This is a genomic window from Pseudarthrobacter oxydans (assembly GCF_013314975.1).
Taxonomy (GTDB): domain Bacteria; phylum Actinomycetota; class Actinomycetes; order Actinomycetales; family Micrococcaceae; genus Arthrobacter; species Arthrobacter oxydans.
This window is the reverse complement of sequence record NZ_JABTYH010000052.1, coordinates 1-16493: the sequence shown is the minus strand read 5'-3', so window position 1 is coordinate 16493 and position 16493 is coordinate 1. Positions and strand designations below refer to the sequence as shown.

10 protein-coding genes are annotated in these 16493 nt (G+C 61.4%); 8 read left to right on the top strand and 2 right to left on the bottom strand.

Annotated elements, in window-relative coordinates; all coding sequences use genetic code 11:
- Window positions 1-30: 30 nt before the first annotated feature.
- Window positions 31-1254, bottom strand: coding sequence for an ROK family protein (locus tag HTS88_RS21180; protein WP_174182046.1), 1224 nt, complete (start codon window positions 1252-1254; stop codon window positions 31-33).
- A 126-nt stretch (window positions 1255-1380) separates the two neighbouring features.
- On the opposite strand from HTS88_RS21180, the gene HTS88_RS21175 reads away from it, so the two are divergent.
- Together HTS88_RS21175 and HTS88_RS21170 are read left to right on the top strand one after the other, a co-directional pair.
- Window positions 1381-4536 (top strand): glucan 1,4-alpha-glucosidase, encoded by a 3156-nt coding sequence (locus HTS88_RS21175; protein WP_141001164.1) that lies wholly within the window; start codon window positions 1381-1383, stop codon window positions 4534-4536.
- 120 nt (window positions 4537-4656) lie between these two features.
- Window positions 4657-6519 (top strand): family 49 glycosyl hydrolase, encoded by a 1863-nt coding sequence (locus tag HTS88_RS21170; protein ID WP_141001165.1) that lies wholly within the window; start codon window positions 4657-4659, stop codon window positions 6517-6519.
- 95 nt (window positions 6520-6614) lie between these two features.
- On the opposite strand, the gene HTS88_RS21165 is transcribed toward HTS88_RS21170, so the two are convergent.
- Window positions 6615-7544 (bottom strand): ROK family protein, encoded by a 930-nt coding sequence (locus tag HTS88_RS21165; RefSeq protein ID WP_219994802.1) that lies wholly within the window; start codon window positions 7542-7544, stop codon window positions 6615-6617.
- Between the two features lie 373 nt (window positions 7545-7917).
- Here HTS88_RS21165 and HTS88_RS21160 point away from each other — a divergent pair, with 373 nt between their 5' ends.
- The 6 genes from HTS88_RS21160 (at window position 7918) to ppgK (ending at window position 16342) form a co-directional block, all read left to right on the top strand.
- Window positions 7918-9213, top strand: a complete 1296-nt coding sequence (locus HTS88_RS21160) for an ABC transporter substrate-binding protein (protein WP_141001167.1) — start codon at window positions 7918-7920, stop codon at window positions 9211-9213.
- 63 nt (window positions 9214-9276) lie between these two features.
- Window positions 9277-10251, top strand: a complete 975-nt coding sequence (locus tag HTS88_RS21155; RefSeq protein ID WP_174182044.1) for a carbohydrate ABC transporter permease — start codon at window positions 9277-9279, stop codon at window positions 10249-10251.
- Window positions 10248-11159: a carbohydrate ABC transporter permease gene (locus tag HTS88_RS22310; RefSeq protein WP_219994803.1), complete on the top strand. Its 912-nt coding sequence runs from the start codon at window positions 10248-10250 to the stop codon at window positions 11157-11159. Before HTS88_RS21155 ends, HTS88_RS22310 begins: the two co-directional genes overlap by 4 nt.
- Window positions 11156-14857 carry an alpha,alpha-phosphotrehalase gene (locus tag HTS88_RS22305; protein ID WP_343045045.1) on the top strand — a complete coding sequence of 1234 codons (3702 nt, stop codon included), beginning with the start codon at window positions 11156-11158 and terminating at the stop codon, window positions 14855-14857. The genes HTS88_RS22310 and HTS88_RS22305 overlap by 4 nt, the downstream gene beginning before the upstream one ends.
- A 322-nt stretch (window positions 14858-15179) precedes the next feature.
- Window positions 15180-15443: a hypothetical protein gene (locus tag HTS88_RS21135; protein WP_246256537.1), complete on the top strand. Its 264-nt coding sequence runs from the start codon at window positions 15180-15182 to the stop codon at window positions 15441-15443.
- A 92-nt stretch (window positions 15444-15535) separates the two neighbouring features.
- Window positions 15536-16342: a polyphosphate--glucose phosphotransferase gene (gene ppgK / locus HTS88_RS21130; protein WP_174182042.1), complete on the top strand. Its 807-nt coding sequence runs from the start codon at window positions 15536-15538 to the stop codon at window positions 16340-16342.
- Window positions 16343-16493 lie beyond the last annotated feature (151 nt).

The following is a 16493-nucleotide window of genomic DNA, read 5'->3' as shown; positions in this document are numbered from 1 at the left end:
GCCCGCCGCAGCATTTCATCACCAAGGGTTTTAGACGAGTAGGGAAGCAAAGGCGTGATTCAGTGCGACTCTGACGGCCCCGAGCAGGGGTGCGTGATCAGTTAGCGTCGAGGCGGCGAGGTGTGGATGAGCCGAGTTGAGGCCGTCTAACTCTTTGTTAAGCGATGGAATGAGGACATCTCCTGCGCCCGCTGGACCGCCTGAAAGCACGATCATCTGTGGGTCCAGGAAGGTGGCGACCACGGCGATAACCCGTGCGGTACGTTCAGTCACCACCTCTAGCACTTCCCGGGCTGCCGGATCACCCTTTCGGGCTGCGTTGATGACCATCTCGGCCTCCATTGAGGCAGGTATTCCCCCACACTGTTGCAGAAGCTCGCTGTCATTTGCATGTCCGGGGCGTTCTCCATCTAGTATTTCGGCCGCGGCTATGGCCCCTAGTTCACGGCACATACCGCCAATTGCATCTGTATTTCCAACGCCCTCCACTAATTCCAAAAACCGCATTTCGCCCGCTGCCCCGCCACCTCGGATGAGCTGACCACCGAGGTAGATTCCGGCGCCAAGCCTTTCGCCGGATAGGAGCACGACGACGTCGTCAACGTCCTGGGCAATGCCAAGCCAGCGCTCAGCGATAACAGCGAGGTTGGCGTCGTTATCGACAATCAAGGGCCAATCGAAGTCCGGGAGCAACGCGAGACGCAGATCCAAGGCGGCAAGCCCGGGAAGGTACGACTCCAGGGCAACCGCGTGACCGTTTGGCCTTACTGGCGCAGGTACAGCCATTCCGGCCGCCATCACCTTTGATGGTTCTACACCCGCTTGCGCCAGGACCTCCCATGCGGCCCGGCGGGCAACCATCAGGCGTTCGGGTGCCCCAACGTGCTCGTCCCGCCACCTTTCAGAGTGTTCCGAGACGATGGTGCCAGCAAGATCTGCCAAGCAGATCTGAAGTTTCGTGGCCCCCAGGTCGATGCCCAGCACATATCCTGCAGCGGCATTCAGCGTGAACCGTCGGGATGGCCGTCCGCTTCGCGCAGCCAACCGGGAAGATGTCTCGATTTCGCTTACCCAGCCGAGCTTGAGCAATTCGTCGCAGACTGTCAGCACTGTGGGTCTGGAAAGGCCGGTCGCCTCCATAAGACCTGTGGCGTCAAGCGTTGCGCCTGAGACAAGAGCCCGCATGACTGCAGAGGCTGAGATCTTGCGCAAAACCGGGAGCGTGGCCTCTGTTTTTCTTGTGCTGCTTTTCAACGCCAACCCCTTGACCGATGCGACTTCTGATCCACATACTAGTGGGGCGTTTATTAACGCCTTTTATATATTTCCTCACCAGTGGTACTGGCGGAAATTCTAGTGCCCAGAATCCCCAGGAGAGCAATGAAGCATCACCTCAGAACGACCTGTGCTGCGGCGGCCCTTGCGGTCGCAGCATCGGCGGCCGCCTTCTCCCCCGCCGTCGCAGAAGCCGAACCAGCGCCGGGGGCGCCGGGGGCTTCGGCAACGTGGACAAAAGGTGACAAGGAAGGCGTTGGAACGTCGGTCAGTACGGCGTCGAAGGTCTGGTACACCCTCACCGAGGGAACTCTCAGCGAGGTGTACTACCCGCGGGCCGATACCCCCAATACCCGGGAACTCCAATTCGCCGTCAGCGACGGATCACGCACGCAGCGCGAGAATGAGGACACGACCCGGCGGGTGGAGCTCGCTGACCCACAAGCGCTGAGCTATCGGCAGATCACTGAAGACAGTGCCGGTCGCTGGCGGCTGACGAAGACTTACGTGACAGACCCGCAACGTTCTGCTGTGGTGCTCGGGGTTACCTTCGAGGTACTCGATGGTGGGGATTACCAGCTTCATGCCTTATTCGATCCTTCCCTGGCCGGGACCTCCGGCGGGGACTCCGGCAGGACTGTCGGTACTGCCCTGGTGGCAGAGGACCTCTCGATTCCGGACACCCCGGTTGCCTCTGCATTGGTTTCGAGCTCAGGATTCAGCACCACCAGCACCGGATATGTCGGCACCAGCGACGGAGGAACCGACCTTGGCGCAGATGGCAAACTTGACGGCGCCTACACCGACGCCGGGCCGGGAAATATCGCCCAGACGGGAACGATCGCGCTGACAGGAGCAAAGACGGAATTCTCTCTTGCGCTGGGCTTTGGCGCGAATGCGCAGGAGGCGCTCGACACCGCTAACGCGAGCGTGAAGCGGGGCTTCCCCAAGGTGTCCAAGGACTACACGAAAGAGTGGAAGCAGTACCTGCAGTCCCTGGACAAGCCGGCCAAATCCCTGGACGGTGACCTCGGGACTCAATACAACGTCTCCCTGATGACGGTCAAAGCCCATGAAGACAAGACCTTTCCCGGCGCTTTCATCGCATCGCTGACTACGCCGTGGGGGCAAGTGGCGAACGCGGAGCAGCACCGTGAGGGGTACCACGCTGTGTGGGCACGTGACATGTACCAGTCGGTGACTGCCCTGCTGGCTGCCGGGGACGAGGAAGCTGCCCGCCGCGGCGTTGAGTGGCTGTTCAAGTATCAGCAGTTGCCGGACGGACATTTCCCCCAGACTTCCAAGGTTGACGGGACCGTTGGTCAAAATGGGATTCAGTTGGATGAAACAGCGTTCCCCATCCTGCTGGCGAACCAAATCGGACGCACAGATGCTGACTTCTACGCGAATGAGCTCAAGCCAGCCGCGGACTACCTGGTCGCCGCCGGTCCCAAGACCCCGCAGGAACGCTGGGAGGAAACAGGCGGATATTCAACGTCGACGCTGGCCTCGCAGATTGCCGCGCTGGCGGCCGCGGGAGACATTGCAGAAATGAACGGTGATGCCGGTTCCGCTGCGATTTACCGGGCGACCGCGGACGAGTGGCAGCGCAATACGGAAAAGTGGATGTTCACGACCAATGGACCGGTAGGTGACGGCAACTACTACCTGCGCATCAGCGGAAGCGGTAACCCTAACGATGGCGCAGTCCGCGACTGGGGCAACGGCGCAGGCGTACATCCGGAAAACGCCGTGTTGGACGCCGGCTTCCTGGAGTTTGTTCGGCTTGGTGTGAAGCCGCCCACCGACACGCACGTAGCGGACTCTCTTGCCGAGACAGACGCCTCCATTTCACAGGACACTCCGGGGGGCCGGATGTGGCACCGCTACACCTATGACGGCTACGGGGAAAAGGCCGACGGTTCTCCTTGGGACGGCACCGGCATCGGGCGGCTCTGGCCGCTGCTGACAGGCGAGCGGGGCGAATACGAACTGGCGAACGGCAAGGATGCGCTCCCCTACCTGGCAACTATGCACTCCGCAGCCAATGACGGCTTCATGATTCCCGAGCAGGTTTGGGACCAGGATGAACCGACTGCATACGGTCATGAACTGGGCCGCAGCACCGGCTCTGCCTCGCCGCTCTCGTGGGCGATGGCACAGTATGTGCGGCTTGCTGCGGGCATGAAGAACGGAGCACCTGTCGAAACTCCGCAGAACGTCGCCCAGCGATACGCCTCAGGTGCTGTCGCCGAACCCGCACTTACGATCAGTTCGCCCGCCCAGCTCACTACCTCCGGCTCCCCCACTACCACTGTTGCGGGTACCACGGCGGCAGAGAAGGTTTACATTTCCGTCAACGGCAAGATCACCGAGGCCCCGCTTACCGCCGCGGGCGACGGCACATCCACGTTCTCATTGGACGTTTCCCTTCCCGGCACCAAGAACACCGTGACCGTGGCCGCGGTGGGAGCCGATGGAGGCACTGCCGTCGAGGACCGGACCGTCCTGCATTACGGCACACGAATCGGCGGACTGCAGGACCCCTCTGGAGACGATAACGGCCCCGGCAGCTACACCTACCCGACCAACCCGGTCTACGCCCCGGGCACTTTCGACCTCACCGGCGTCGACGTCTACGACGCCGGTGACAAGTATGCATTCGTGAGCACCATTGCCGGTGACGTCACCAACCCCTGGGGCGGCCAGGGTATCTCGCACCAGCGCATCAACGTCTACCTCAGCAACGGCGACGCAACCGCCACCCCTGCCCTGCCCGGCACGAACGTCAACGTTGAGCACACCTGGGATTCCGTCATCGTCACCGACGGCCGGTTTGACGGCGCCGGCGTTTACAGCCCGGACGGCACCCGCACCTCGGCGGTCAGTCTGCTGGCAGTACCCGAAGCCAAGCAGATTGTGACCATGGTGCCCAAGGAAGCGCTCGGAACACTCGATCCAGCGTCGGTAAAGTTCGCCGTGGCCATGTTCGGCAACGCCGAAGCCGGCGAGGGCATCGGCAACGTCCGCCCCGTCTATGACGGCGCGTACTGGGCTGCCGGCGACCCGTCCTGGATCAAGGAGTGGCGCTTCGGCGGCGGAGCCGGTGTCTTCGACGGCGGCATCGCCTCCCGGGATACGGACACCAGCGATCCGAACGCACTGGACGTGATTGTCCGTGACGGCCAAAGCCAGGCCGACGTGCTCAACTGGCAGGCGGGCTCGCCCGTGGTGATTCCTATGGTGGGAATGACGCCGTAACCCAAATTCCCAAGGCGGGGCCGGAAATTCCGGCCCCGCCTTTCCCATCCATGCCCCAATTGGAACCAAAAGAAAGACCCAGACAGTTGTAACTGGAATGATTTAGAACAGGGGAAAGCAATGAAGCATTACCTCCGTCTATTGGCCTCAGCATTTGCGCTGCTGCTCCTGCTGCCGGCTGCCGGCCAGGAGCCAGCCGCTGCGACAGAACAGACCGGTTTCACTGCCACCGGACCCGACCTTCGGACCTGGTGGCACAACAACTACGAATACAACCCAACCTCACCCACCCAGAACGGCACAGTCCGCCGGTCATCCTTTTACGAGGTGCAAGTAGCCACAGCAACGGCACCAGGAACGCGCTACGACTCCTTCGCCTACATGAGCATTCCCCGCAGCGGAAAGGGGAAGACCGGCTACACGGAGCCGGACGGAGCAGAGTTCTCTTCGTCAGCGAACCTCTCAATGAGCTGGTCCAGCTTTGAGTACTCAACGGACGTCTGGGTGGACGTCAAACTCACGACAGGCCAAACGATCACGTCTGTGGATCAGGTAACGATCCGGCCCAGCAAGTACACCTTCGAGAAAGAGCTGGTGAACCCCAGCACCATCCGGGTCAAAGTCCCCTACTCGTCGACGGGCTACCGGCTCTCAGTGGAATTCGCGCCCCAGCTCTTCACTGCATACAACGACATGTCCGGAACGGCAGGGGTGTTGACTGAAACCGGTGGCGGGGATCACCGCGCCATCCATACCGAACCACGGAATTCCATGATGATCTTCGCCGAGCCGACCCTGGGCGGCGGCGAGGCGGAGCGGTTGATTCCCACCTCCGCATCCGGAGCTATCAACTATCCGCAGGAAGGCCTGGTCGACAACCTGGGGTCGGTCACCGAGGAGATCATCTACTTCCGGCCCGGGACGTATTACATGGGATCGGACCACCGGGCCTCGATGCCGCCCAACGTCAAATGGATCTACCTGGCTCCCGGGGCGTATGTCAAAGGTGCCTTCTACTTCCCCAACTCGACGCAGGGCGTCTACAAGGTCACTGGCCGCGGCGTGCTCTCCGGCGAACAGTACGTCTATGAAGCCGATACAACCACCAGCGGGTACACGCATTCAACCGGCGCTAATTGCCACAACACCTGCGTGAAGATGCTGGAATTCACGTCTTCATCGACCATGCAGCAGTACTTGGACGTGGAGGGAATCACCATCAGCGAACCTCCCTACCACTCCTTTGTCATTTACGGGCCGCAAAACGCCTATGAGATGGAAATGCGGGTGGATAACTACAAGCAGGTGGGCAGCTGGTACTGGCAGACCGACGGGATGGAACTCTACGAGGGCGGGCGGATGAACAACACCTTTTTCCACTCCAATGATGACGTCCTGAAGCTCTACCACAGCAACGTGACGGTGGATAACACGGTGATCTGGAAGAACGAGAACGGTCCGGTCATCCAGTGGGGTTGGGCGCCGTACAACATTGACAATGTGGTCGTCACCAACACAGACGTCATCCACAACCGCATGTATTGGAAGGACGTCAAATACAACACCTGCATCATCAACTCGTCCTCCCACTACGCGGACATGGGCTCCTCCACCACGGCGAACCCCGCCACCACGATCAGGAATTTCCGGCTGGAGAACATTACTGTCGAAGGAATGACCAACTGCGCCCTCAGGATCTATGCGCTTTCCAACACCGAGAACATCCACATCAAGAACCTGAATATCGGAAGCTGGAACGGGTTGGACCACACGTCCCAGGTGAGCCACCTGAAGCGCTATTCAGACACTGCCAACAACAAGGTCTGGCTGGGCAACGAGACTGTCGACAGCAGAGGCATCAAGCTCGAGAACTACACCGTCGGCGGGGCCAGGATCGACAAAACCACGACCAACTGGAGCGATAACCAGGCGGGCCGTCTCGGCTTCGACGGCGAAAACTGGGATAACTGGAACGCATGGTGAGACCGAAGACTTCCTAACCCGAAGCCTTTCCGGCGGCTGGGGAGCTCATGTCCGGGCTCCCCAGCGGTCCAACCCCGCGCTGATCTTCCGGGGACTTACACCCCGGGCAGCGTGCCGTGCACAAATGCCTGGATGGCCAGGACAGCAGCACCACGGCACCAATCGACATTGTTCTTGGTTCCGAGAACGATAGGAGGCGTCGAGGCGCGCGGGTCGCGGTCCCTGGCAATGCCTTCCCTTATGGCGTCAGCGACAATGGAGGCGAGCCGGACGCCTTCACCGGCGATGATGATCCGCTGCGGAAGCGTCAGGTTACACACGGCGGCGATGAGCCGGCCAAGTCCCCGCCCTGCGTCCTCTGTCACACGTCTGGCCGCGGGGTCACCGGCTTCCGCCAGGTCCAGAGCCTGCTCATAGTCCACTGGGCGTCCCAATGCATCGGAGACATGGCGCGCGATGGAATCTGAGTTAAGCACACTGGTGGCGCAGCCGCGGTGACCGGCGAAGCACAGCGGTCCCGCTGGATCCAGCGGCCAATGTCCCACTAATCCAATCCCGTAGTCCTGGCCGGTAACGATTGCACCATTAGCCACCAGCCCGAATCCGGTGCCGGCTCCCAACGTGATGACGGCGAACCTGTCATCGTCACGGCCCTCGCCGAACCAGTGCTCATACTCGGTGAAGGCAACAAGGTCATTGTCGACGAGCGTCGGGATTCCGGTCGCCTCACCTACAAGCTTGGCCAAAGGCACGCCACTCCAGCCAAGGAACGTCGCATCCACTACGTACTCACGATTCCGAATAAGTCCGCCGATACCAATACCGATGCCGTTGATCGGCGCGTCTGCACCCAGTTCCCCAGCTAGTTGGGCAATTTGCCGAACCACCGCTTCCGGTGTCCTATCGCCGATACTCACTGATTCTTGATGCTGGATCTCTCCCCGCAGATTGGTTCGGGCCGCGATGATCTCGTGCTCGCGGAGCTTCATGCCCACAAAGTGCTTCGAATCGATGTCTACGTCCAACAGCCGTGTAGGCCGGCCGACGCGGCCATCGTTGTGCTCACCAACCTCCCGGAGCAGACCGCCCTCCAGCAGTGGGGCACTCAGCCGGGTCAACGACCCAGGCGAAAGCTGAAGCCGACGGGCTATCGCCGCCCGGGAAATGGGACCTCTTCGGAGAACTTCGATAGCCACAGGCAGGGAAGCATTCGTCGGAGCGACCGACCACGTTGAGGGGCTCTTCACCCCTCCATCATGGCATGCGCAGATACTTTTGTCACAAAAGATATTTCTCGTTATGCACTTGCCAAGAGTGATGTTTAGCACTTTGAATAGTTCCGCATCAGAATAAACTGCAGCCCCTAGACGGGCTTCCTCAGACCAACGGAGCTCACCGATGTTCAACCACAACAAACTCTCGCGGCGGGCCTTCACGGCCCTGGCAACAACTGCGGCCGCCGCACTCGCCCTGTCCGCATGTTCTGCACCGCAAGCCGCGCCCGAGGCAAAAACCCTCAAGGTTTGGTGGTGGGAAAACGACGACAGCGCACTGGCCACTGGCTGGAACCGGGCCATCGAAATCTTCAAGGAAAAGCACCCTGACGTGGAGGTGCAGTTCGAGCTCAAAACCTACGAACAGATGCAGCAGTCCGGCCAGCTCCTGCTGGACTCCAACGACGCACCGGACGTCCTGGAGTACCTGAAGGGCAACGCCACGGCCGGGGTGGTCTCGCAGGCCGGACTCCTGACTGACTTGACGGACGTGGCTAAGGAACGCGGCTGGGATCTGGACAGCTCGGCCCAGGATGTGGGCCTGTACGAGGATGGTGTGATGGGTTCGGGCCAGCGGTATGGCCTCACCAACTACGGCGAATACGTTTCGGTCTGGTACAACAAGGACCTCTTCGCCCAGCAGAACCTGCAGGTCCCCACCTCGCTCCAGGAACTGGAACAGGCGATGGACAAGTTCACCGGTGCAGGCATCACTCCGCTGGCCCTCGGTTCCCAGGACTACCCCGGAACCCACCTGCTGTACGAACTGGCACTGGCCAACATGGATAAGGACGCCTGGTCCGCCTACCAGAAGTTCGAAGGCGACGTGGATTGGACTGCCTGGGAAAAGGCTGCCCGGACTGTGCAGGACTGGACGCAGAAGGGCTTCATCAGTAAGGACTCCACCGGTATCGCAGCCCAGGACGCCGGCAACGCCTTCGTGGCCGGACAGTACCCGATCTTTGTCTCCGGAACCTGGTGGGCCGGCAGCTTCGCGGATGAAATCAAGGACTTCGAATTCGACCAGTTCCTCTTCCCGTCAACGGACCTGCACCCGGGCTCCGGCGGCAACCTGTGGGTCGTGCCCGAGAAGGCACGCAACAAGGAACTCGCCTATGACTTCATGGAAATCACCATGAGCCCGGAGATCCAGAACCTCCTGGGCAACGAAGGCGCCGTCCCCGTAGCCGCAGATGAGTCCGCCATCACCACCCCCATCGGCAAGCTCACCACGCCGCGGTTCAACGAACTGCTCAACAGCAATGACGCCGGCCTTGGCTGGTACCCCGACTGGCCCGTGGCCGGACTCAACGACGTCCTGGTGGCCCAGACCAGCGACCTGGTCCAGGGCAACGTAACCCCTGAAAAGGCCGTCGAAAACATCAAGGCAGCATACGAACAGGGCAAACCCAGCAAGTAGCCGGCACCAACACGTGTGGCGGCGCACCGGACGGGTGCGCCGCCACATCCCAAAGGACACGTCATGACCGCAGTTACCCCTGCCCCACCGGCCACCGCCACCCGAAAAGTCCAGCGCACGACAAGAACCCCGAAACGATCTGCACGGGAGAGCTCGCGCGGCTATTGGATCTACCTCATTCCCGGTGCCGTCGGTTTCTTGGCCGTCGTGGCCGTTCCGTTCGGAATGAACCTCTACTACAGCCTCACCAGCTGGCGCGGCGTCGGGACCCCAAAATTCGTCGGCCTGGACAACTACGTCCGGCTCATGGCCGATCCCGCGTTCTGGGCATCCTTCCTGCACAGCACCGCATTCATCCTGGCCATGGCGGTCATTCCCACCGCCCTGGGCGTCTTCCTGGCTGCCGTCCTCTTCGACTACATCGCTCCCAAGTTCGGCTCCCGCGCAGCCAGCATCCTCCGAGCCACCTTTTACCTCCCGCAGATCCTCCCCATCGTGGTCGCCGGCGTCCTGTGGAAATGGCTCTACCAGCCCCAGTACGGAATCATCAACACGGTCCTGGACGGGCTGGGCCTTAGCTGGTTGCAACAGAACTGGCTCGGCGACTCGGACACCGCAATGCTCGCCGTCATGAATGTTCTGATCTGGCTGCAGATCGGCTACACCGTCGTGGTCTTCATGGCAGGGCTTTCCCGCGTTGACCCCGCCCTCTACGAAGCCGCCGAGATCGACGGTGCCGGCTGGTTCCAGCGCTTCTGGAGCATCACAATCCCGCAGCTGCGCCCGGAGATCGCCGTCGTCCTGATCACCACCTCCGTGGCAGCGCTGAAGGTCTTCGCCCCGATCTACGTCCTCACCAAGGGCGGACCCGGGACCAGCACCATCGTCCCGGCCTACTTCTCGTACTCAAACTTCTTCACCACCACACAGGTGGGCTACGGCGCCGCCGTCGCCTCACTCCTGGCGCTGCTCGTCACCATCATCGCGATCGTCCTGCTGCGCTACCAGACCCGCAACGCCGAGGGATTCGAAAAGTGACCACCACAGCCCCCGCCCCTGAAACAGACCGACCAACGCGCGAACCGCGGCAAAAGCCGGAGCGCACCAACAGGAGCGCCAGGTCCCGGCGCGGCATCAGCGGCTGGACCATCCTGATCCTCCTGGCCGGGGCAGCTGCCCTGATGATTTTTCCGTTCTGGCTGGCCCTCATCAACGCATTCAAACCCTCCGCGGAGTACATCGCCGACGGCCCGATCGGAATTCCCACCGAGCTCGACTTCACAGCGATCATCGACTTCTGGATCGGAGTGAACTTCAACCAGAAACTGCTTAACAGCGTCATCCTCTCCGGCAGCGTTGCCCTGATCGCAGCCACGCTGAGCCTGCTCAGCGCCTTCGCCATCGGCATCGGCCGGATTAAGGGCAGGGTATGGATCCTGGCTGTCTTTATGCTTGCCTTCACCATCCCGCAGGAAGCCCTGGTCTACCCGCTCTTCGTCCTCTCCCGGGAACTTAACCTCTATGACTCCCTGCTCGGCGTGACCATTATCCTGGCCGTCCTGCAGAGCGCGTTCGGCACCTACATGCTCGCCTCAGTGCTCGGATCCTTCCCCATGGAAGTCCTCGAGGCAGCACGGCTGGACGGGGCAAGCCGCTTCCAGATCCTCCGGCTCATCGTCCTGCCCCTCACCCGCCCAACCCTGGCCGTGCTGGTCACCTTCTTCTTCATCTGGACCTGGAACGACTTCTTCCTCCCACTGGTCCTGCTGCCATCTGCCTCCAACCAGACCGTCTCCGTGTCCCTGGGCGCCCTCAGCGGCCAGTACACCAGCGACCCCACCGCACTGGCCGCGGCATCCATGGCCGGCATCCTGCCCGCCCTGATCTTCTTCCTTCTCTTCCAGCGCACCCTCATGCGCGGCGTAAACATCGGAGCCATCAAGTGACCACCCTCCAGCCCGTCCTCCGGCACTCCAGCCTCCGCCCCAGCGATGAATGGTGGAAAGCCGCCGTCGTCTACCAGGTCTATCCACGCAGCTTCGCCGACTCCAACGGCGACGGCGTCGGCGACATCCGCGGCATCATCAACCGCCTGGACCACCTGGAAGACCTTGGCATCGACGTCGTCTGGCTCTCCCCCGTCTACGCCTCACCCCAGGACGACAACGGCTACGACATCAGCGACTACTACGCCGTGGACCCCACCTTCGGGACCCTGCAGGACCTCGACGAACTCATCGCCGCCCTTCATGCCCGCGGCATGAAGCTGGTCATGGACCTCGTGGTCAACCACACCTCCGACGAGCACGCCTGGTTCCAGGAATCCCGAACCAGCAGAACCAGCGCCAAACGCGACTGGTACATCTGGCGCGACCCCAAGGAAGGCGCCGAACCAAACAACTGGGGCTCCTTCTTCTCCGGCTCCGCCTGGGAACTGGACCAACCCAGCGGGCAGTACTTCCTCCACCTGTTTTCCCGGAAACAGCCGGACCTGAACTGGGACCACCCGGAAGTCCGCGCTGCCATCTACCAGATGATGAATTGGTGGCTGGACCGCGGCATCGATGGTTTCCGAATGGACGTCATCAGCTTCATCTCCAAGCACCCCGCCCTCCCCGACGGCCCAGTGGAGGACGGCGGAACCTGGGGCAACGGCATCCCGTTCTACGGGTCGGGGCCGCGGGTCCATGAATATCTCCAGGAGATGCACCGCGAAGTCTTCGGACATCGGGAGGCTGACCTGATGACCGTGGGCGAAATGGTGGACGCCACCCCGGAGCTCGCCCGGCTCTATACCGACCAGGACCGTCGGGAGCTGGACATGGTGTTCCAGTTCGAGCACGTGGGCCTGGATCACGGTACGGGGGGCAAGTTCACCCGGAAGCCCCTGGACCTGGTGGCCGTGAAGCACTCCTTCGCCCGGTGGCAGGAAGCCTTGGCGGACGTCGGCTGGAACAGCCTGTACTGGAACAACCATGACCAGCCTCGTGCCGTCTCCCGCTTCGGCAATGACACCGGCTACTGGTACGAATCCGCAACGGCCCTTGCGACGGTGCTGCACCTGATGCGCGGCACGCCCTACATCTACCAGGGCGAAGAGCTGGGCATGACCAACATGCCCTTTTCCAGCATCGACGACTTCCGCGACCTGGAAAGCCTGAACTACTACCGCGAAGCCCTCGCCGGCAGCGACGGCAGCGAGGCCGCCGAACTCCTTGCAGGCATCGCCGTGGGCGGACGCGACAACGCCCGGACACCCGTGCAGTGGGACGCCACACCGAACGCCGGCTTCACGACCGGCGAGCCCTGGATCCCGGTGAACCCCAACCACACCTGGCTCAACGCCGCGACCCAGAGGACCGACCCCGGTTCCGTCTTCGCCTGGTACCGCTCCCTGGTCCGGCTCCGGCACGAAGAGGCTGTCCTGATCGACGGGCGCTTCACCCTCCTGTACCCGGAGGACCCGCAGCTGTTCGCCTACACGCGCACCAACGAAACCACCAGCCTGCTGGTCCTGGCGAACTGCTCAACCAAGCCAATGGCACTGAACATTCAGCTGGCCCGTGAGCTGGCCACGGAGTGGGCGCCAGCGGAAGTGGTCCTGCATAACCACCCGGCCAACCCTGGGACCGCCAGGAATTGCAGCCCTGGGAGGTGGCAGTCCTCCGCCGCCTCCTATGAGGCCCTTCCAGTACCAGTCCATCCGACGAAAGGAACCATTATGCCCGGAACAGGGCTGGGCCGATTGGCCAAACGCATGACAGCGGCCGCCGCCGTCTTCCTTATCAGCAGTGGCGCCGTCCTCCCGGCGCAGGCAGCCACGACAGCGGGGCACACCCCCTCTACGGCGCCTGCTGCGCCTACCGACAAACACGCCATTACCACTGCGGACAACGGCAACCTTCACACCTGGTGGCATGACAACGCCGTTTTCAACACCACCGGCCCAACTGGCAACGACGAAGTGCGGCGGTCCTCCTTCTACGACCTGCAGGTGGCCCAGGAGAACCAGCCGGACAAGGCTTATGACGCCTTCACTTACATGAGCATCCCCCGCAGCGGCAAGGACAAGATCGGCTACACCAAGGAAGACGGCGCCGAATTCTCCTCCCAGGCCGGCCTTACCATGAGCTGGTCCAGCTTCGAATATGCCAAAGACGTCTGGGTGGACGTAAGCCTCCGCACCGGCCAGACCATCACCTCAGCGGACCAGGTGCAGATCCGCCCCAGCAGCTACAACTTCGAAAAGCAGCTCGTTGACGCGGACACCGTCAAAATCAAAGTGCCCTACTCCGATGCCGGCTACCGGTTCTCAGTGGAATTCGAGCCACAGTTGTATACGGCCTACAACGACATGTCCGGGGACAGCGGCAAGCTGACCACCGAAGCCGAGGGCAACCGCGCCATCCACACCGAACCCCGCAATTCAATGATGATCTTCGCGGAACCTAAACTCCGCGGAGAGCAAAAGGAACGATTGGTTCCCACAGAGGAGTCGGGCAGCATCCATTACCCTGCCGAAGGTGAGGTGACCAACCTCAATGCCGTTACCGAGGAAATCATCTACTTCAAGCCCGGCACCTACAGCATGGGATCGGACTACCACGCGGTCCTGCCGCCCAACGTCAAGTGGGTCTACCTGGCACCGGGCGCTTACGTAAAGGGAGCCTTCCGGTTCCTCCATGACAACCAGAGCCAGTACAAGGTCACCGGCTACGGTGTCCTCTCCGGCGAGCAGTACGTGTACGAGGCAGACACCAATAACAACTACAACCACCTCAGCGGAGCGTCCAACTGCCACTCGTCGTGCGTGAAGATGCTGCAGTTCGCTTCCGCCGATGCCGAGCAGAAGCTGGACCTTCAGGGCGTTACTGTCGCCGAGCCCCCGTACCACTCCTTTGTGGTCTACGGAAACGAGCAGACCTTCCACATGAACGTTGAGAACTACAAGCAGGTGGGCAGCTGGTACTGGCAGACCGACGGCATCGAACTGTACAAGGGCAGCACCATGAAGAACACCTTCTTCAACGCGAACGACGACGTGCTGAAGATGTACCACAGCGACGTCACCATCGATAACACCGTGATTTGGAAGAACGAGAACGGACCCGTGATCCAGTGGGGCTGGACGCCCCGGAACATCGACAACGTGAACGTCACCAACACCACGGTCATCCACAACCGGATGTACTGGAAGGACGTCAAGTACAACACCTGCATCCTGAACTCCTCGTCGCACTGGGAAGACATGGGTTCCACCACCAAGGCGGATCCCAACACCACCGTGAAGAACATGCGCTTCGAGAACATCACGGTGGAGGGCATGACCAACTGTGCCATCCGCGTCTATGCCCTCTCCGATACCGAGAACATCCACGTGAAAAACCTCAACATCGACGCTTGGAACGGGCTGGACTGGACCTCACAGGTCAGCCACCTCAAGCGCTACACCAACCCTGCCGGCGAAAAAGTCACAATCGGAAACGAGATTCCTGACGGCAACGGACTAGCCCTGGAGAACTACTCCGTGGGCGGCGAAGTGATCGAAAAAACCGCCGACAACTGGGCCGACCACCAGCTGGGCCGCATCGGCTTCGACGGCGAAAACTGGAACAGCTGGAACGCCTGGCGGACCACCCCGTAGCAGCGGCGGAACATGGACCGATCCTAAAACTCTGCGAACCCAAGGAAGTGGGCAGCGCCAAAACGAGCCGCTGCCCACTTCCGGCACACAACGAACATGCATCAGCCGCCGCACTCCCACGCGTTTCGGTCTTTGCCCGGAGAGGGTGTGCATCCAAACGAATGAGCTCCCTATGGACACGCAGGGCACACCACCGGGCCAGTCGCCCCACCCTTGCATTGGCTCGCATGCAAAGGCTCCCCCTAGCAGCGGCTACTTACCCGCCTAGGTCCTATAAGTTCGCCCGTATCCAACGTCCTAGTTCATCCCCCGAGGAGGGCACATGTCTCACCTTGTTCACAACCCCCGCAGCGATGAGGACAGCTCCATCACAGCCACAGAACGACTCCCACTGTCCCTTGAAGTCACGACGGACAACGACCCGCTAAGCCGGGACAACAAGCTCAGCGAAGCGGTCGACCTGCTAATACCTGCCGCGTTCGAACGCAGACACGGCATACTCGTCACCCAACGCGGCTGGGGCAGGTACACCATCCAGGTTGATCCTGGCGTGCCGTGCGGCACTATCCACGAAAAGCGCTGCTGAACTGCGCCCTTTGGGCACATAACTACACCAAAAGGGTCGGGGGCCGATCACTTCCCGCCGCCATGCCGACCCCTGTCTTGAACGGAAGCTCAATGGACGAGATGTTGCAACAGAATCCTCCACTGATCGGCATCGACATCGGTGGAACCGGAATCAAAGGAGGCATCGTCGACCCCAAAAGCGGCATTCTTTTAAGTGAAACGATCCGTGTACCCACCCCTCAGCCCGCAACCCCGGAAGCTGTTACCGCGGCAGTGGCAGTGGTGGTCGCCGAGCTTTCGACATCTCCCCAGGCACCAGAAGCCCGTTCCCCGGTAGGCGTCACTTTCCCCGGCATCATCCAGCACGGCGTAGTCCACTCGGCTGCCAATGTGGACAAGAGTTGGCTCCATACCGATATCGATTCGCTCCTGACCGCCCAGCTGAGCCGACCCGTAAAGGTCATCAACGACGCCGATGCCGCCGGCCTGGCCGAAGCACGCTACGGCGCCGGCAAGGGCGTGACGGGCAGCGTGCTGGTGATCACCCTGGGCACCGGAATCGGCTCAGCCTTCATCTTTGACGGCAAACTCGTCCCGAACGCCGAACTTGGCCACCTGGAAATCGACGGCTTCGACGCCGAGACCCAATCGTCCGCTGTGGCCCGGGAACGGAACGGACTGTCCTGGGCTGAATACAGCGTGCTGCTGCAGCGTTACTTCTCACATGTGGAGTTCCTATTCTCCCCGGAGCTATTCATCGTCGGCGGCGGCATCTCCATGCGTGCCGACGAGTACCTTCCCAGGCTCAAGCTGCGCACCCCCATCGTCCCCGCGGTCCTCCGGAATGAAGCAGGCATCGTGGGTGCCACCATCGACATTGGGCTGAAGCTCAACTTCGCCGTATTGCGGGCAAGTTAGGAATTGCAGCATTGGGCACTTACTCGCGCTATGTCAGCCTCTCGCACGCCCAGTTACGGCTCCTGGAGTTAAGCCCTCAAGTATGCGAATGATGCAGGAGAGTCGCCGTCTTTGGGGTGAAGCGCAGATAGTGTCATCCAGACGTACACCC